Raw genomic sequence first — 16,020 nt, forward strand, 5'->3', positions numbered from 1 at the left:
GCGCTGCTGTCTCGGGCCTATCTAGGCGGAGTCACTCGTGATGAGATGCGATGGGAAATCAGCCTCACTGAAGCATACGGGATGATTCTGGCCAGCGGCATCCTGCATGGCGGGGCCTTCGTCTGGCCGGATCCACGCCTGAGCCGTAGCGGCCGGCAGATGCTCAAGCTACGCGACAAGTTAGAGCGCTGGAAAACCGAGGGCTTCGCTTCCATGATCGATCTTTGACCGACCGCCACGTGGCGGTCGTCACTTTGACATGAGCGCTTTGGCGAAAGCTGCCCCATCTCATGTCCTCCGGAATCATCGTACAATCACAAAGCCACCAGGCGGCTTTTGAGCGTTTCGCTTCCGGGAGCAAAAAAAGCATGGTGGCATTGGTTAAGGGCGAATTCGGCATCGTGCTGGACAAGGTAGCCCGCTACACGCCGCCAGCTTCCGAAGGTGTCACGGGGCTCAAAGCTGAGCGACAGGGGAAAGCGAAGGTTGCTGCCGATATCCGCAGCATCTACGGCACTCCTGGGGATGCCTATGACGCGATCAAAGGCACTTCCGCCGCCTCAGCTTCCGCCTTTTGGTTTCTTCACAAACAGGGGAATGACGATGATGCCAGCAAGATCGTCCGTGCTGCCACGGGAAAGAGCTTTTCTAGTTTTGATGGTGGCACCTTGCATCAACGGGTGAGCCCTGCCCAACGTCGCAAGCGCCGGAAAGAGATCGTCTTTTTCGTTCGAAATCCGCAGTCGCTCGAAAGCTACATTCAGCAGGAAGAGAGTCACGTGTGGTGGCTTGCTTCCGGCTGGGCTCCGGCGCTTCGTGCCCTCGGTCGCAAGTTGCCCTACGGTGTCGGTAAAGCCAATGGCCCTGGCAACTTTCGCGCCATCATCAATGATCGTCGCATCGAGCTCATTGCGACGGATGAAGTCGGCTACGCCAGCAATGTGCGAGACATCAATCGCCGCATCGCCTGGGCCATGCAGGTCCGCACCCAGGATCTGAATGATATGTGGGATAAATACCTCGCCACTCTCGCGCGAGAAACGGGCTTCAAATCTGCCAAAAAATGAGTGCCATTGTTTCTGCGCTGCGACTTGAGATTGCCGAATACCAGCAAAACCTGGCAAAGGCTCGTGGCGACGCTGCGAAGCTGAAAGAGGATCTAATGCGTCAGTCTGCCGGTATTGAGCAGGCTATTCTCGGAAAAACTGAGAGATACCAAGCCATCATTAACAAGGTTCGCACGGATGCGATGGCCCTGAAACGGGAACTGTCACAGGCGCAGTCTCAATTGCTCGCGAAGGAAGCTCTACGCGTGCAAAATCCTGATTTCAGGAGCTTCCATCGGCATGTGGAAACGGAGGGTCGTAAAGCTGGAGCCAGCCTTGCGGCCAGCATGCGTGGGGGCTTGAACTCAGCAGGAGGACTGGTGGCGGGTGGTATTGCGACGACCTTAGCGGCTGTCGGTTCAGTGGGCAGTCGAGGCGGAAATTTCAATCTTACGCTCGATAATGCTGAGGTGGGTATCGCTAACGTGTTACGTCGTTTCGATGGGCTCAATGCAGCGGCTGCGAAGAACGAGGCCGCTAAGGCTTTGGAGCGCATCATTGAGCTGGAGCCGATCACAGCGGGCGGCCTGGAAGATCTGACGTTAGGCTTCATGAAGACTTTGGCCACGGCTAAGGGAATCGGCCTAACCACGATGCAAAACGTCGAGTTGACTGCAAAATTCGCCAACGCGGTGGCGAATGCCGGCTTGCCCTTGGATCAGCTCACTCAGGAATACCGCTCCATCCTCAGCGGCAACATCACCAAAGATTCCCAGATTGCGAAGATCCTTGGCATCACGAATGAGGAAGTGAACCGGATCAAGTCTTCCGGGGGTGACATGTTCGCCTTCCTCACGGATAAGCTTGGGGAATTTGGCGAGGCAGGTGATGGTGCTCAGGTGGCCTTTAGCTCGTTCGGGAGCGCCGTTTCCAAGACTTTCGGAAATCTCACCCAGGGCGGATTTGATGAGGCGGTGAGCAGCGCTCGCGAGCTTGCTGAATGGTTGGAGGGCAATGCTGATGCGTCTCGGGAAGCTGGGGATGCCATCGGTGATTATCTCTACGTCTTTCGTGATGGCTTTAAAAATCTGTCCTCCGAGATTCTAAATGATCCCAAAATCAAGCAGCTGGCAAAGCTGAACCCCTTTGCCGGCGTGATGCCGAGTAAGGACGATATTGATACCGCCAGGTTAGCTGATGAGCAGGCGCGACGAAACAGCAAAGCGGACACACTACAGCGGCATGCTGATGATCCAAATCTAACGGAAGAGCAGCGCGCCAAGATCCTGGAAAAGATCGCAGTTATGCGGCAGCAAGATCTCGATGTGGAGACTGAGGCAGCTAAGATCCGGGAGGAAACGGGGGTTAGCTTTGTTGAGTCACTTCGGCAAGCGCGCGAATTGGTAGAGCTGCGCGAGTCGTCCCGTGCTTCGGAGCAGCAATCCGCCAATCAGAATTCAGAAGAAGCCAGTGAGGCATCAATCAAGGCCAAAGAGAAAGTGGTCGAGCTGCAGCAGCGCATTGCTGAAGAGGAAATGAAAGCTTTGCCGCCTGCGGAACGCTACCGCGCGGCAGCTGAGGCCCAGGCTGCAATCTTCGAAGAAATGCAGAAGACAGGCGGCCTATTCTTCGAGGCATCGATCGAAGGTATGAAAGAGCTTGTGAGCCTGCGGTTTACTCGTGGAAACTTCGAAGGGGCTTTGCAAGCCATGGAGCAGCTCAATCGCGCTCAAGACTTGGCCAAGGTGATGTCTGAGGCGGATCAGCAGGCCGAAGACAGCACCTCGAAAACCGACAAAGAGCGTGACCAGGCGCGCGAGAAAAAAGAGCGAGAGGAAAAAAGCACCGCCGCTAAACTATTAGCCGAGAACAAACTTCGCCAGAAACGCGCAGAAGCCCTGGCGGACTTTCATGCCGAGATGGATATCCTCAAAGCTCAAGCCGATGGCCGCAAGGAACTGGCTGAGCAGCTACAGCGGGATCTCGATGTGCAAGAGCTCAAGCGTCGCATCATCGAACAAACGAATGTCAGCGAAGCTGAGGCCCTCCGGATGGCTCGTGAGCGTATTGACCTTCAGCAGAGGATCAAAGAGCAGCAGAGCAGCTCGAAAGATTCCCGCTACGATGAAAACGGCCGGCGCGTTACCGATGGCCGCAAGCGCATCGATGCGCACATCCGCACGCCAGAAGAGGGCGGGCCGGATCGTGGCCCTAGCGGCCTAAGTGACTTTTACCGGGATCAGACCGACCCGTCACGAGGCAAGGTGAATACGCCAGGCCTGGATGCGTACGACACGATGCAAAAGACTCGGCTGAAGGATACCTTCAAAACGCCTGGCCTGGATGCCTACGATGAACTGCAGCGGAAGAAGAACCGCGATCAGAGCCAGGTCACAGATCAGGCGAAGAAGAACGAAGCGGCCGCCAATGCCACCCCTCAGGACTCCACGGCTCAAGTGACTCAAATCATCATCCAAACCCTTCCTGAAATCCTGGCCCGCCTTAGCTTATGAGCGCCCCACGTGTCATCGTTTATGGAGAAAAATGCTTTCGGCTGGAGCCTGATAAGCGTTCGGAGCGGCTTCGGGGTCTGGATGCCGTTTATGGTCATTGGCAGACTGACAGCCCGCGAAGCTTTCGCAAAGGATCCGTGCCGCCTGGTTACCCTCACATGCGAATTAAGAGCTGTGACACCATCGACTGGATCGACGGCCTGGATCACGAGCACCGCTGGGAGGCCGATGGCCTGCTTGATGGGGCTGACAAGCTAGACGCCGACCGGATGAGTCAGCCAGAAGAAGGCTGGGACGTGGGGACGCTCGCCTTTTTAACGGTGAGGCCTGAGGCTTACGTGCAACACTCTTCGCACCCGCTTTACCCCTCGTTGGTGATTCAAGATCTGGAGAAAGAAAATCTCAATGGTTATGTCTCACGGGTGAGCTGCAGCTGCCGAGGAATTTACATTCCGAAAGCAGTGAAACGTCGCTATTCGACGAACAGCAAAGAGATCACGGTGGGGGCTACCATTCCGACGATCAGTGAGTATCCGCAATCCTATCGAGTGCCTCAGCAGCGGCTGCAGATGACGGAGCGCTTTTTGATCGACGGGGATCCACCGACAGACAAAGTAGGGCAGGTGCTCTTAGGTGCAGATGTGCCCACGGATACTCCGACCATCTTCTCCAGTGCTCTGACGGCTTTTGTGACGAGCTTTCAATTCAATTACCCTTACCTGTGGAGGATCGACAACCTCACGGCAGAGCGACTGCTGGCCGGCCGATCTGAGCACGATGTGACTGTGCAATATAGCTACTGGGAAGCGGTGGAACCTAACGGCGCTGCCTAACCATGGATCTTGAATTACCAGATCCCTTCTTTTTTAGACAGCACAGCGGTCCCTTGCCGATGTGGATGCTACGCAGTTACATGGAGTGGATCACGCGGTATTTAAAAAAGCGCTGGCAACCCAAGATTGCTTTCAGGACTGCTTTCGATCTGGAGTTGTGGGGCACGCGCTACGTTCCTGGACTGCCAGGGGATAACCCCGTGAAGGAAGCTTACCGATTTGAACGCTCTGCGGGTTTTTGCTTTGCTCGCGATTTTCGTTCTTTTGGAGATTACATTCTCGCTGGAGTGGTTCCGCAGTCGCAAATTGTCGCGCAGTACTACAGGTTTGATGGCGAATTCGACGATGGGATTGTGAAAGGTGCCTGGAAGGCCGAAGAAGAAACGGATCTTTATAAATATCCGGACGGAATTGCGCTGCATTTTGTTAGGCATCTGAAAGATTTTGACCGGCATGTTTACCGCCTTCTTCAGGAGCGGAGAAAGCCGATCGAGATCCCAACTGTGCGAGATACATCGCAGTACTAATTGATTAAGATCATGAAAATCATCTTTGAGACGACCACAAACACTCTTGTTCTAAGCTCTGGCCTGGATTCGCCAATCACTCGTTTGCAGGCCATCCGTGGCAGTGGAGAAACGATCACTTTGGAACTCCTGCGTGATGGGGTTCGTTGGCAGGCTCCCAGTGAGGATTTCATCTTCGCGGCCAAGCCGCCAGGGGTTTACAGTGGCGCTGCTCTCGCTTCTGCGGATACCTGGGTTTACGATGTGGCTACCGGATATTATGAGGCCGCTATCACCTATGAGGAGGCAGCACTGAATGAGCTTTTACTGGTGGGGGCCTCTGCCGAAAATGCCGCCGTGAAACTGCAGGCTCAGTTTGCCTGGAAACGCCCAGGCCTGGGAGATTGGCGGCGCTCGCAAAAGGTCGAGCTGGAAATTCAAAACAATGTTTGGCGTGGGGATGAAGATGCTTCGGCTTTACCTTCGGCCAGTCTGCTGCGCCCGAGCGTGCGTAGCATCACGACCGATGTGATCAACAACAACGCTGTGGCCAATACTTTGGCCAATGTGACCGGGTTATCCTTTCCTGTGCAGGCCGGGAAAAGATACAAATTTGAATTCCTGATTCCATACACGGCGGCCGCCACTTCAACGGGGAGCCGTTGGTCGATCAATGGTCCAACGAATAACCTCTTGGCTTATCGTAGCACCTATGCACTCACGGCCGCTAGTGATACGGTGAATTTTGCCAGCGCCTATGATCTGCCCGCTGCCTGCAATGCTACGAGCTTGGCTGCTGGAAATGTGGCCATCATTGCCGGTGTGATTTCCGCCACGGCTGATGGTGATGTGATCGCTCGTTTTGCATCCGAAATCTCAGGCAGTGCCATCACCGCTAAAGCGGGGGCATCGGTGACCTTCTGCGAGCTGCCTTGATGGACATTCCGTTGATTTGACATCCTTGGCGGAGAGTGGATCCACAAACCCTCTTTATCGACATCGCTACAGGCCAGGTGCAGGCCGGGAATGTGGACACGAGTGCGCCCAGCGTGCGGGCCATCGTAGGCACGGCGCTGGCGCTTCGGGTGGGGTTTGTGAGTGGCGCGGTTCCGCAAGAGCTGGATGTGGCGGTGTCGGGGATGATCGTTTTCAAAAAACCGCTTCAGCACGCATCTCTCGCTCTGTTTGTGGATGCTGAATGGACGCAGCAAGGGGCCGGGGCGGCGACACGTTACCTCTTCTCGGCGCTGGTGGCCAGTGAGGGCCTTGCGGCTTGGATGGAAGGCAAAGACCAGTCCGTCGTGATGGCCCAGATTGAGTTCACGCTGGCGACTGAGGATGCGCCTCGGCGGTCGCTGCCCTTTCCGGTGACGATCTGCAATAGCTATATCACCGGCGAGGAGTCTGCGTCACCTGGGCCTGCGATGGCTAAGACGCTGAGGCATTACCTATCGATCACCGCTCTCACGGGTGGAGAGCCCACGGACTTCGATAGCGTGGTCACAGCTATTCTGCCAGCAGGCACCGTGGCGGTTTTGTTCATCGGTGAGGAGCTGCAGTTTTGGGTTTTACGGTCTGGCACCACGGCCACGGACGGCATCGGTTACGTGCGCGGCACGGACTACGCAGGCGGCACAAATGAGAAATTTTGGGAGAGAAAAGCATGATGAAAACACTGTTACACCTTTGGTTAGGCGCGATGCTTTGCGGATGCGCCATGGGCGCTGAAGAAACGCTCAAAAAGAATACCCAGTCAGATGCGCTCACTGAGAATTTCAACGTGCCCACCGGCAAGACGATCACGATTGGCGCTGGCGGCACTCTGGTGATTGCCAGCGGTGCGACGATCCAGGCCCTGGAAGGTAGCACGTTGATTGGCCTCGGGAGCGGCGGGGGCGGGGGGCTCAGCAACGTGGCAAGCACGATCACGGGTGCCACCCTGACCTTCACGGGCGCATTGACCACGGGCCGCACGATCACCTGGCGGGATCTCGCGGGCACGGTGGCCTTGTTGAGTGACCTTTCAAGTTATCAGCCTTCAAACTCCAATCTCACGAGCATCGCCGCTCTAACGACCACCAGCTTCGGGAGAGGCTTTTTGACGCTTGCAGATGAACCAACGGCTCGCAGCTACTTGCAACTCGGCACAGCAGCCGGGGCCAATACCACGTCTTTAGAAGGCTCGCCCTCGGCGGTGAGTCTAGCGAGCCACACGCATAGCTTGGCTGGCTCTTACATCACAGGCACGCTCCCGACTAGCAAAGGGGGCACGGGGGTCTCGGGCTCGCCGACTAATGGGCAGCTTTTGATCGGGGTGACAAGCGGTGGCATTTATGCTAGATCAACCTTAACGGGTGGTACAGGAATCACAGTCACAAACGGAGCTGGTACCATTACCCTCGCTGTAGATCAGAGCGCGCTGAGTCTGACCAGCATTGGGGGCACTTTGAGCGTGGCCAAAGGAGGGACAGGAATCACAAATTTCGGGAGTGGAATAGCGACCTTTCTAGGGACGCCATCTTCTAGCAATCTGCGCAGTGCATTGACGGATAAGACCGGCACCGGTGCGGCAGTGTTTGCAAATACACCCGCTTTAGTCACCCCCGACATTGGTGAGGCTACGGGCACGAGTCTGACTCTAGGTAGTGGAGCTGCGAGACTGAATGCTAATTATGTTGTCGTTGCGGATGCTATCTCTTTGCACTCCGTTTTTGGGGTCAATGTGGGAAACCAATTTGGCATTGGATTCACCGCTGATGGCTTTTGGTTTAGCAGCCCAGATACCATCTTGAGGCGTGATGCTGCTGGCGCGATGGGCCTGCGGAATTCATCAAATGCGCAGGCTTTTAGCGTGTATCGCACAACGGACTCAGACCCGACCACAAACACCAATTACGAGCGTATTGCCATCCGATGGAGTGGCACCGTTGGGCAGATTATCCCCCAGGCTGGAGGCACGGGAACAGCCCGTAAAATGGAATATCACACGACTGCTGACGGCGTCAGTTTGTCGTCAGGTTTTGGCAGTCCAGAGTCGGTCGTCACAGCAAAGGTAGGTTCAATTTACACCCGCCTGGATGGGGGCGCGGGAACGACTCTCTACATCAAGGAGTCAGGCACCGGCAACACAGGCTGGGTGGCTAAATAAGTACCATCATTGTTCAACCATTCGTTAGACCATGCTCCCTCAATTCTCCGACCTCGCCTTTGAGATCAAGCTTATGCTCGCCTCGGCTCTCGGCTTTAGTGCCATCCTCGCCGATATCTCCGGCGACTACAAAGGCTGGGAAGATCTTTCGATGAAGGTTGTGCTCCTGATTGCCGTCGTTTTCATCGGCAAGCTCTACCTTCAGCAAGGCATCGATCACAAAAAGGAAATGGCCGAGACTTGGGCCGAGCATAAAAAGGAGATGGCTGAGACCTGGGCCGAGCACAAAAAAGACGTGGAGGCACGCGAGGAAAAGATGAATGACGCCCTTCGGGGCAACCGCGAAGACATGGCGGTCTTGATAGGCCTCACCAAAGAGCAAACCGACCATTATAAGTCGGTCACGCGAAAGCTCATTGAGGATCGGATTGGGAAGCCGAATCTGCCATAAAGGACTGGGAGTATTCGATCCACTCGTTCAAAGTTTGCCTCATTATTGGTAGCAGTGGCACTAAGGATTTGTTTTTCTTTAATATCCAGTGTTCGTCTGGTGTGACCAAGCCAGTCTTGGTAAGTGTGTTGTAGAGGCGGCCGCTTAAGCCTGCCAAGACCAAAAGCTCTTTTGGTGCATTCAGATTTGAACTCAAATGGCAGATCAGATCGTCGATCTTATCAAGCTCTTTAGTTGAATACGCTTTTGATCCATTTTCATTGTCGTGGTATCGGCCGTTGTAATTAGCTTCAAGGCCATTGATTGTTGCGTTATATGGAGTTAGGTCAATAATCTGCTGATGGAATAGTTTTTCCTGCATAATTCGTAGATTATGAGAGAGTTTCTTTGGCTTTATCGGCGTTTTGAACAAGAGCATAGCCTTCATGAACTTCTCGCATGTTGTCGCTCCAAGCTGCAGTCCGGCTGGGAGCCCGTTTAACATACAGCAACGGAACATTGCATAATCGGTAGCTGCCCCATAGAGGAAGTTTGTTGCATCTCGATGCTGAGAGGCAAACTCCCGAACTTGCTCTGGTGTGAGATCAAAATCCATATAGGGCTATACTGGTAAAATTGCGCGGAGAAACCTTTTTGACACCTCCGCGCAGTTGCCATGAAAGCACTTAAGCTCCTCAGCCTCCTCACCTTCGCAGCGGCCCTTAGCTCTTGCGAGCTCGCCAAACAGTTCGACTACGCCGCTGGCACCAGCGGCAGCGGATACTTCCTCACCGTTTCGCCGAAGCCTCAGCCGCCTCCCCTGGCCACGAGCGCCAAGCAAGTGACCAACGTGCGACCGTGATGGTCGGGATCCAAGTTAGGTCTCAAGCCCTGCCTTCGCGAGATGGCAGGGCTTTTTTTGTCACCACTGCAACTCAAGCTGCTCAGTCGGATCGGGCTTCTCGATTGGCCGGGGCGGGGAGAGAGTAGGTTGATCTTTGGTTACAAGCTCGCCCTGCCAGGGGCGCATGAGGGGCGCTAGCTGCTCTAAGGTGCTGATGGGATCCAGCCAAGTTTGCCAGGCCTCCTCAGGCAGAATGAGCGGCATGCGGTCATTATAGGGCTGCACCGCTGGCGTAGCGGGGGCACTGAGCATGGTAAAACCGTGGCTTGGCGTGTCGCGGCCCTCATACCAGCTATCGTAGATCCCTGCGATGACCATGGGTTGATCAGGGCTCTCAAAGTAGCGCGTCTCCCAGAAGCCGGTGGCTAGCACCAGGCAGCGACGCATCCGGTAGGCCATGCGAAAGCTCTGCTTGATCGCGGCCGTCTCGAATCGAGCAAAGAGCAGCAAGGAGCGTTGCCAGTCCGGCTGGATGCCCCAGGGCATCATCTCGATGGCCGCGTGATGATCGTGGCGCTGCAACAACACCGGCGCGGGTTTGCTGGGCCAGATGTCAGTCGGCTCCTGGGCTATGGGATAGACGCGGAGCCTCTCCACGATGCGGGAAATGTCACGGCCTGAGTAATGGTAACGGTTGCACATGGGGGTATCAGGATACGATTTTCAGCCGCCGATCACGGGCCACGTAAAGCGTGCGGCCGTGAGATTGCATGCCCACCTGGATGGCTCCAAAGAACCACGGGCCTAGCTTGGCGCAATAATCGGTGTGGAGGAGGCAGCTACGCCGAAGCACCTGGCCGAGATCGGGCAGGCGGGGCCGGGGCCCCTGGATCTGCCGAAGAGGCAGGGGATAAGTAACGCCATCGAGATCCAGGCACCACATCCACCCCTCTGGTTCTTCCTCGGCTTCAATAGGATACACCTGGGCCAATTTCACCCCAGCGCCGCAGGTCTGCGGCAAAAAGAAGTGCCACGTGGTGTGGATGACCATGAGCCAGGCGCGGCCTTTCAGCCGCTCACCTGAGCTGAAGTAGTCCGTGCTGCGCACTTCGCCGCCATCGGTTTTGAAATCCATAATACTGAACGTATGAACAGTACTCTTTTACGGGTCAAGTACGAAGAGGGAAGGGAGTGCGGGTGAGCGAAGGGAGCTTTGGGTCAGGTGAAATACCTCGAGGCCCAAGTCAAAATGAGGCGTGTCTAATCAACCAACTCCACAAGCCAAGCGGCCGAAAAGGCGGGAACATAATCTAAATCCAAGCCGAGCCGTGCACCAACGGCACCAAGGGTCCTGTGATTAAACCGAAAAACCCACTCAGAATATTCCCATGAATCCCACTAAATCAGAATCAGATGGCCCGGAACTCTGGCACCACCGGCACTTGGACCTCCAGAAGGCAACGAGCGAGGGTGATTTTGGAACAGATGCTAACCACCAACTGCCCAAGACAAATTTTCCGCTGTGCAGAACCTCAAAAATTTCATCCCACGCCGCCGCCAGTCCTCCCGAGAAAAAGTGTAAATCCAGGAACGATATGAAACCGAAACCCAAAGCCAAGCCCCGCGCTAGTAAGAGAAAAAAAGCCAAAAGTAAAAAGCATTGGATGGAGATGATGACTTCGGGCCTACAGGCCGCAAGGTTGATTGTCGATCTTGTGGCAATCCTTACAAAATTGACATGCCCTTAGCGGCATGGACGCAATCATCACCCTTTTTCTCCAGGCTGTGCATTCTCGGATCGGCATGCTTGTTCAGTGGCTCGTCGGTGGAGCGCTTGGCGCTCTTGTGACGTGGCTAGCGACCCTCGGGATCGAGATCCCGAGTGATGTGCTGGAGAAGCTTACTTTTGGCCTGGTGGCTACGGGCGTGTGGCTGGTCACCTCCAGGATCCAGGCTTACCAGACCCGCCGAGCTGCGCAGCTACAGGCTGCGATTGGAGCGAAGCAAGACGGCTGGATCGGCCCAGTCACCCTGCGCATCGCTGAGGAGGCCGCCAAGCGAGTCGAGGCCGCTCGCAAGCTGTGATGCTGGGCCTTACGGGGTGCGCTGGATACGAGTGCGGAAAAAACGCTTTTCGGTGCTTCCTCCATAGGTGCCTGGAAGGGCAGCAGTCCAAGTGATCATATCGGTGCTGGATTCCAGAATCACCTGGAATTGCCCCGTTGCGTCATTGGGAATGACGACCGCGTTGGAAGGAACTGCATTTTCAGCAGTCAAGGCGCGGGTGATTCCCAGTGTGACCAACCCGGCAGCTGGTGAGAATGGAGAGTTTTTTTTAAGTCGTAGAGTTGCTGGGCCTGCTATGACCAGCGTGGCTGTAGCCCCACTTAATGGATAACCGAAGACAGACTGGCCGATGGTCACTTCAACAGTGACCCCACTGGACGTAACCCCTTCAGTATCATAGCCCGTGTAGAGGATGCGAGAGCAGTCGCCTGCTTTTAAAATCACCGACTCGCTGAAGGAATTTACTGGCGTGGCGGGAGCCATCAAAGTGACGAATTCCTCTGCATTCGTTGAGCTGATGAGGACACTGAAAACAGCGAGTAAGATTAAGCGCATCAGAAAAACTAGCATGCCAGTTGAGGAAGCTCACCTCATTTCTCCTGCGCTGGATTGACATGGCAAAGGAAGCATGAGCACTTCGCCTCCCTCTTCCTCTGCCCGTCTCTTTGCCGCCGCCCTCAGATATCTCGGCACGAAAGAAGTGCCAGGAGCTGGGAGCAACCCAAAGATCAAAGCCTGGATCAAGGAAGCAGCGACCTGGCTAAATGGCGATGACAGTAAGACCGCCTGGTGTGGATGCTTCAGAGGGGGCGTGGGCCTTGAGACCGCCACCGGCGTGCCACCTGAGCACTACCGCGCTGCCGAATGGGGTACCTGGGGAAAAGCTGTGGATCTGAAAAAGCCCCAGACATGGCAGAGAGGGGACACCATCGTGATGACCAGGCCTGGGGGAAATCACGTCTGCCTTCTGGACCGCATCGAGGGCCGCACCGCTTACTGTTTGGGTGGCAACCAGGCGGACAGCGTGAGCATCGCACCTTTCCCGATTTCACGGATTACGCATGTCAGGAGGCTGAGTTAAAGCCTGAAACTATCTGCTAAAAAGGTCTGGTAAACGTTGATATACTTCATTGTTAGACCATAGTGTTTTCACAATGAAGACAGCCCAAAACGCCCCCGAAGAACTGCTCAACGAACTTGTGATTTTGGGTTTTGCTCCAGGTCGCTGGGACAGCAAAGACTGCCGGATCCTAGACCTCAAAAACGACGAAGGTCATACCGCCCTCCGAGTCACTCTCGACTATGACGGTGAACCGAAGCCTCAGACCACGAGCCTCCTGAAATTGGATGGCCGCAACAGCCAAAGCGTCGAATGGAGCAGCCAAAACATGAGCGCCAGCATGCCCCTCCCCGGTCTGCTAGCCCTGATCAAAGCCTGCCTGTAGGGCAGGGGATTCTACACAAACTTTTAGTGTAGAGTTGGTGTAAATCAAAAATAGGGCTCCAAAGGCTTTTAAAATAGGGATTACTAGGAGGCTTCGAATCCCACCCTCTCCGCCACCCCGTTTTCGAGCACCTTACATGCTTGGACGTTAGCGAAGCGTGGCTGCTAGTTTGAAAAGCGCGTCACGCCGTTGATCTTGAGGAAGTTTCCTCAGATGTTGAAGCGTATGCCATGTTCCGTCTTGCGAGGGCACAAAAAGAAATGCGATCTGGTGCACTTCTGCCCATCGGATGGGGGTTCGCAACGACCACCGGACGTATAAAAAGGCTGGCACCAGTGGCAGAGGTGTACGTCTCAATATGTAAACCACGCCAGCTGCAAGAAGCAGAGATGACAAAACAGCCAGTAAATCGACCCAATCCCCGGTGATGCCATAAGGTTTCAAGTCTTCACGATGGTAAGTCACGAAGTCGCCTGTATAGACAAAGAGGGTGAAGAGCAATCCGAGAAGAAGCAATTTGAAGATCAGATCAAAACCGTGAGTGTAGCTTAATCGAGCCATCGAAGACTAATCGCCAAGCTCTAAGCTCTGGCAATGTAAAAGCGGAAATTTTTTCCTAGGCAACCTCGCGAGGGTGGATGTCGAGCTTGAAGAAGTCCGCGCCTCCTGGTGGCCATGGGTGTTGCCTGCACGGTTGAGATGGAACCGACAAAAGCGAGCCTCACCTTCAACGAGTATAGGAAGTCCAGGCCCTTGGCGGGAAGTCTCACGCCCAAGCCTGCGATGCATGCTTCAGTGGTTTTTTTCTGACGTTAACTAACAGCTAGGGATGCGTTGCGCCGCGTCTGGTTTCATGACGCCATTGTAGCCATCTCATTATCGTTCCATAAACGTCGAGGATGACCTGGCCACAGAGGGCGTCTTCTTCTCTCCACCTTCCTTCAGCTCCCTGCTTACCCCACCGCTTGCAGTCTTAATCGTCGCAGGGAAAAGAGGTTGCCACTGCATTCGCGCAGTCTCCGGGCTCCATCTTTTCTTTTTGGTCCAAAGAGATTTCGATTCTCTGTAAACACACTTTCCACGAACTCTTGGCTGCCTAGCACCAGCCCATCGGTGAAGTAGCGCACGCGTAGTCGCACCAGTTCTGCTGGACTCAGCTTGCCTTTCTCGGCTAGTACCTGCCGGGCTTTGTCCGCAGTCATGCCAGGCCTAACAACGGTTTCGTTTTGCGCATCTCGCACTTCCTGACCGTCCGCATGTAGCAGGCAACGATACGTCTCAGCTCCACCGCCGTTTTGCCACCCGTCCACGGGTTTGGCCACGGCCTTGCAGAGGCCTCGTTGGGCTCGCCGGCTGCCACCTACCGCCTCACCATACCCGCACCACCGATAGTCTTTGGGATCATCTACTAGGCTGGCTCGCACGGGGTTGAGCTCAATGTAGGCGGCCATCGTCCGCAGAGCTTCACCGCCGCTTTCCACCATCACGCTTTTGAAACGGTCCATCCACAAGGTGCCGCGCCTGCCACGTCTTTTGTTAAACCAGCGGCTGAATCTTTCTTTGACCTCTTTGACGTAGATGGACAGGTTACAAAAGCGCTTCTTGATCGCCTCCAGTTTCTCCTGGGCCAGGGTATGCATGCCTAGGCGACGCAGCTCATGGATCTGCTCGCGCAGAAAGGCGATGTAGGTTTTGCTGTAAAGTAGGCGCAAGTGCTCGAAGAGCTTTTCCTCGCCAGTGGGTCCGGCAAAACGCTCCAGCCAGACCTCGCGTCGCGGTACCTCGACGAGCGCGTGGAAGTGATTTCCCATGATGCAGTAGGTGACCAGCTTGACCCCTGAAAAGTCCGCCAACCGCCAGAGCAAGCGCTTGAGGGCTTCCTTGTCGATGTCATCAAAGAAAACCTCGCCGCCGCAAGTGCGCGACATGACGTGGTAGGTGTAGCTTTCCAGAGCGCCCTTGCCGACCATTCGCCGCCGTCCACCGGACCAGGACCGCGCGGCAGGGTAGGGGGCGGTTTTGGCATTGATGCCGATGAGCTGCTGCTCAAGCAGATCGGCTTGAGGATCAAGGGTTCGGGCGGTTTTCATGGGATGAGGTTATAGCAGAAAAGGTGTAATTACAAGCACTGTTTGCCTGGCATCTTTTTTGTGGCATCTTTTTTGAAGATTGAATGCCTTCAATACAGCAACTGAGAAACTTGGCTTTGCCTCTAGCGCGCCATCAGTGACATAGCTGCCTGAAATGTCGTTTATTCGGGTAATGATGCCATCACGAATGGCAATCTCGCCAGCAGCCAAAACATCTGCGTTATGAAAAAGCGTCTCATGTTTTACCGAGCCGACCACTGAGCGGTCACTATCAAGTGCAATCCTGATTTCATGATCGGAGTTAACTGCAAATATAAAGGTCTTCCCGTATCCACTGCCTTCCGGCTCAGGGTCAGATCTGAGAATACGTACATCAGGCGTCGTTAAGTTCACAGCTTTGTTATGCGGATCCTTAATTCGTCCTTCATTAATAAGACTCTTTAAGTCAAAGGTCGGGCCACTCGATGAGCATCTACATATTCCAAGCGAGAGTCGTCGCCGGTTTTCATGGGTATCATGATAGAAGAACATGATGCAGCGAAGGTTATCGGAGCCGTTATGGATGTAACTGAGATGCCCGCGCTCACGCCTTCGCGAAAACCTCCGCTCCTGCTTCCACGAACTCCTTCGACTTCTCCGCCATCCCACGCTGAAGCGCTTCTTCCTCGGAGATGGCCTGTTCGGCGGCGTATTTGCGGACGTCCTCGGTGATCTTCATGGAGCAGAAATGGGGGCCGCACATGGAGCAGAAGTGAGCCGACTTTGCGCCGTCCTGGGGCAATGTTTCGTCGTGGTATTCGCGGGCGGTGATGGGGTCGAGGGCGAGGTTGAACTGGTCTTCCCAGCGGAATTGACGATCTCTTCGCCTCTCGGCGAGATCGCCCTGCGGGCAGGCTTGCAGCCTGTCTAACTCGCCGTCCGCCATCCAGCTCGGTTCAAAGCGGGCCTTGGAGAGGACGTTGTGGCGGTATTGGGCTCTGGGGTGGCCTTTGGCGGCGTGGGCGGCGAGTTTATACGTGATGACACCGACTTTGACGTCGTCTTTATTTGGCAGGCCGAGGTGCTCCTTGGGTGTGACGTAGCAGCACGTTTTGCCAG

Annotated in this window: 19 protein-coding genes and 1 pseudogene; 13 read left to right on the plus strand and 7 right to left on the minus strand. The window is 55.1% G+C overall.

The window, feature by feature from the left end; translation table 11 throughout:
- Positions 1–45: 45 nt before the first annotated feature.
- The 9 genes from HNQ64_RS12220 (at position 46) to HNQ64_RS12260 (ending at position 8,497) form a co-directional block, all read left to right on the plus strand.
- Positions 46–228, plus strand: coding sequence for a hypothetical protein (locus HNQ64_RS12220; protein ID WP_184208909.1), 183 nt, complete (start codon positions 46–48; stop codon positions 226–228).
- A gap of 62 nt (positions 229–290) precedes the next feature.
- Complete coding sequence (locus HNQ64_RS12225; protein WP_184208911.1) at positions 291–1,067, plus strand: hypothetical protein; 777 nt, start codon at positions 291–293, stop codon at positions 1,065–1,067.
- Positions 1,064–3,559 carry a hypothetical protein gene (locus HNQ64_RS12230; RefSeq protein ID WP_184208913.1) on the plus strand — a complete coding sequence of 832 codons (2,496 nt, stop codon included), beginning with the start codon at positions 1,064–1,066 and terminating at the stop codon, positions 3,557–3,559. The genes HNQ64_RS12225 and HNQ64_RS12230 overlap by 4 nt, the downstream gene beginning before the upstream one ends.
- Entirely contained in the window at positions 3,556–4,392 is an 837-nt protein-coding gene (locus tag HNQ64_RS12235; protein ID WP_184208915.1) for a hypothetical protein, read from the plus strand. The genes HNQ64_RS12230 and HNQ64_RS12235 overlap by 4 nt, the downstream gene beginning before the upstream one ends.
- A 2-nt stretch (positions 4,393–4,394) precedes the next feature.
- Positions 4,395–4,919, plus strand: a complete 525-nt coding sequence (locus HNQ64_RS12240; RefSeq protein ID WP_184208916.1) for a hypothetical protein — start codon at positions 4,395–4,397, stop codon at positions 4,917–4,919.
- A gap of 12 nt (positions 4,920–4,931) precedes the next feature.
- Entirely contained in the window at positions 4,932–5,834 is a 903-nt protein-coding gene (locus HNQ64_RS12245; RefSeq protein WP_184208918.1) for a hypothetical protein, read from the plus strand.
- Positions 5,835–5,869: 35 nt separating this feature from the next.
- Entirely contained in the window at positions 5,870–6,565 is a 696-nt protein-coding gene (locus HNQ64_RS12250; RefSeq protein WP_184208920.1) for a hypothetical protein, read from the plus strand.
- A complete protein-coding gene (locus HNQ64_RS23815) occupies positions 6,562–8,046 on the plus strand; it encodes a hypothetical protein (RefSeq protein WP_221305434.1) in 1,485 nt (494 codons plus the stop codon). The genes HNQ64_RS12250 and HNQ64_RS23815 overlap by 4 nt, the downstream gene beginning before the upstream one ends.
- Positions 8,047–8,077: 31 nt before the next feature.
- The gene (locus HNQ64_RS12260) at positions 8,078–8,497 is read left to right on the plus strand and encodes a hypothetical protein (protein WP_184208922.1); all 420 of its coding nucleotides are present in this window, start codon (positions 8,078–8,080) and stop codon (positions 8,495–8,497) included.
- Here HNQ64_RS12260 and HNQ64_RS12265 read toward each other — a convergent pair.
- Positions 8,460–9,092 (minus strand): hypothetical protein, encoded by a 633-nt coding sequence (locus tag HNQ64_RS12265; protein WP_184208923.1) that lies wholly within the window; start codon positions 9,090–9,092, stop codon positions 8,460–8,462. The genes HNQ64_RS12260 and HNQ64_RS12265 overlap by 38 nt on opposite strands.
- A 60-nt stretch (positions 9,093–9,152) precedes the next feature.
- Between HNQ64_RS12265 and HNQ64_RS12270 the strand changes: the two genes are divergently transcribed.
- Positions 9,153–9,338: a hypothetical protein gene (locus HNQ64_RS12270; RefSeq protein WP_184208925.1), complete on the plus strand. Its 186-nt coding sequence runs from the start codon at positions 9,153–9,155 to the stop codon at positions 9,336–9,338.
- Positions 9,339–9,398: 60 nt separating this feature from the next.
- Here HNQ64_RS12270 and HNQ64_RS12275 read toward each other — a convergent pair whose 3' ends face one another.
- Both HNQ64_RS12275 and HNQ64_RS12280 read right to left on the minus strand, forming a co-directional pair.
- Positions 9,399–10,022 carry an SOS response-associated peptidase gene (locus tag HNQ64_RS12275; RefSeq protein ID WP_184208927.1) on the minus strand — a complete coding sequence of 208 codons (624 nt, stop codon included), beginning with the start codon at positions 10,020–10,022 and terminating at the stop codon, positions 9,399–9,401.
- Between the two features lie 7 nt (positions 10,023–10,029).
- Positions 10,030–10,455 carry a hypothetical protein gene (locus tag HNQ64_RS12280; protein ID WP_184208929.1) on the minus strand — a complete coding sequence of 142 codons (426 nt, stop codon included), beginning with the start codon at positions 10,453–10,455 and terminating at the stop codon, positions 10,030–10,032.
- Positions 10,456–11,072: 617 nt separating this feature from the next.
- Between HNQ64_RS12280 and HNQ64_RS12285 the strand changes: the two genes are divergently transcribed.
- Positions 11,073–11,405, plus strand: coding sequence for a hypothetical protein (locus HNQ64_RS12285; RefSeq protein ID WP_184208931.1), 333 nt, complete (start codon positions 11,073–11,075; stop codon positions 11,403–11,405).
- A 9-nt stretch (positions 11,406–11,414) separates the two neighbouring features.
- Here the strand turns inward: HNQ64_RS12285 and HNQ64_RS12290 are convergent, their stop codons facing one another.
- Positions 11,415–11,957, minus strand: coding sequence for a hypothetical protein (locus HNQ64_RS12290; protein ID WP_184208933.1), 543 nt, complete (start codon positions 11,955–11,957; stop codon positions 11,415–11,417).
- 58 nt (positions 11,958–12,015) lie between these two features.
- Between HNQ64_RS12290 and HNQ64_RS12295 the strand changes: the two genes are divergently transcribed.
- Positions 12,016–12,468: a TIGR02594 family protein gene (locus HNQ64_RS12295; protein ID WP_184208935.1), complete on the plus strand. Its 453-nt coding sequence runs from the start codon at positions 12,016–12,018 to the stop codon at positions 12,466–12,468.
- 73 nt (positions 12,469–12,541) lie between these two features.
- Positions 12,542–12,832, plus strand: a complete 291-nt coding sequence (locus HNQ64_RS12300) for a hypothetical protein (protein ID WP_184208937.1) — start codon at positions 12,542–12,544, stop codon at positions 12,830–12,832.
- Positions 12,833–13,785: 953 nt separating this feature from the next.
- Here HNQ64_RS12300 and HNQ64_RS12310 read toward each other — a convergent pair.
- The 3 genes and pseudogenes from HNQ64_RS12310 to HNQ64_RS12320 all read right to left on the minus strand — a co-directional run.
- The gene (locus HNQ64_RS12310; RefSeq protein ID WP_184208941.1) at positions 13,786–14,922 is read right to left on the minus strand and encodes a transposase; all 1,137 of its coding nucleotides are present in this window, start codon (positions 14,920–14,922) and stop codon (positions 13,786–13,788) included.
- Between the two features lie 9 nt (positions 14,923–14,931).
- Positions 14,932–15,453, minus strand: a complete 522-nt coding sequence (locus tag HNQ64_RS12315; protein WP_184208943.1) for a hypothetical protein — start codon at positions 15,451–15,453, stop codon at positions 14,932–14,934.
- 52 nt (positions 15,454–15,505) lie between these two features.
- A pseudogene (locus tag HNQ64_RS12320) lies at positions 15,506–16,006 on the minus strand (phosphomethylpyrimidine synthase ThiC); the annotation flags it as partial.
- Positions 16,007–16,020 lie beyond the last annotated feature (14 nt).

The sequence above is a fragment of the Prosthecobacter dejongeii genome (assembly GCF_014203045.1).
Classification (GTDB): domain Bacteria; phylum Verrucomicrobiota; class Verrucomicrobiia; order Verrucomicrobiales; family Verrucomicrobiaceae; genus Prosthecobacter; species Prosthecobacter dejongeii.

What these genes read in the sequence shown, in the direction of transcription:
- HNQ64_RS12275 (WP_184208927.1), bottom strand. Translation starts at nt 10,022, where the DNA reads ATGTGCAACCGTTACCATTACTCAGGCCGTGACATTTCCCGCATCGTG.
- HNQ64_RS12270 (WP_184208925.1), top strand. Translation starts at nt 9,153, where the DNA reads ATGAAAGCACTTAAGCTCCTCAGCCTCCTCACCTTCGCAGCGGCCCTT.
- HNQ64_RS12300 (WP_184208937.1), top strand. Translation starts at nt 12,542, where the DNA reads ATGAAGACAGCCCAAAACGCCCCCGAAGAACTGCTCAACGAACTTGTG.
- HNQ64_RS12245 (WP_184208918.1), top strand. Translation starts at nt 4,932, where the DNA reads ATGAAAATCATCTTTGAGACGACCACAAACACTCTTGTTCTAAGCTCT.
- HNQ64_RS12220 (WP_184208909.1), top strand. Translation starts at nt 46, where the DNA reads ATGCGATGGGAAATCAGCCTCACTGAAGCATACGGGATGATTCTGGCC.
- HNQ64_RS12235 (WP_184208915.1), top strand. Translation starts at nt 3,556, where the DNA reads ATGAGCGCCCCACGTGTCATCGTTTATGGAGAAAAATGCTTTCGGCTG.
- HNQ64_RS12285 (WP_184208931.1), top strand. Translation starts at nt 11,073, where the DNA reads ATGGACGCAATCATCACCCTTTTTCTCCAGGCTGTGCATTCTCGGATC.
- HNQ64_RS12280 (WP_184208929.1), bottom strand. Translation starts at nt 10,455, where the DNA reads ATGGATTTCAAAACCGATGGCGGCGAAGTGCGCAGCACGGACTACTTC.
- HNQ64_RS12310 (WP_184208941.1), bottom strand. Translation starts at nt 14,922, where the DNA reads ATGAAAACCGCCCGAACCCTTGATCCTCAAGCCGATCTGCTTGAGCAG.
- HNQ64_RS12315 (WP_184208943.1), bottom strand. Translation starts at nt 15,453, where the DNA reads ATGTTCTTCTATCATGATACCCATGAAAACCGGCGACGACTCTCGCTT.
- HNQ64_RS12230 (WP_184208913.1), top strand. Translation starts at nt 1,064, where the DNA reads ATGAGTGCCATTGTTTCTGCGCTGCGACTTGAGATTGCCGAATACCAG.
- HNQ64_RS23815 (WP_221305434.1), top strand. Translation starts at nt 6,562, where the DNA reads ATGATGAAAACACTGTTACACCTTTGGTTAGGCGCGATGCTTTGCGGA.
- HNQ64_RS12240 (WP_184208916.1), top strand. Translation starts at nt 4,395, where the DNA reads ATGGATCTTGAATTACCAGATCCCTTCTTTTTTAGACAGCACAGCGGT.
- HNQ64_RS12295 (WP_184208935.1), top strand. Translation starts at nt 12,016, where the DNA reads ATGAGCACTTCGCCTCCCTCTTCCTCTGCCCGTCTCTTTGCCGCCGCC.
- HNQ64_RS12260 (WP_184208922.1), top strand. Translation starts at nt 8,078, where the DNA reads ATGCTCCCTCAATTCTCCGACCTCGCCTTTGAGATCAAGCTTATGCTC.
- HNQ64_RS12290 (WP_184208933.1), bottom strand. Translation starts at nt 11,957, where the DNA reads ATGCTAGTTTTTCTGATGCGCTTAATCTTACTCGCTGTTTTCAGTGTC.
- HNQ64_RS12225 (WP_184208911.1), top strand. Translation starts at nt 291, where the DNA reads ATGTCCTCCGGAATCATCGTACAATCACAAAGCCACCAGGCGGCTTTT.
- HNQ64_RS12265 (WP_184208923.1), bottom strand. Translation starts at nt 9,092, where the DNA reads ATGGATTTTGATCTCACACCAGAGCAAGTTCGGGAGTTTGCCTCTCAG.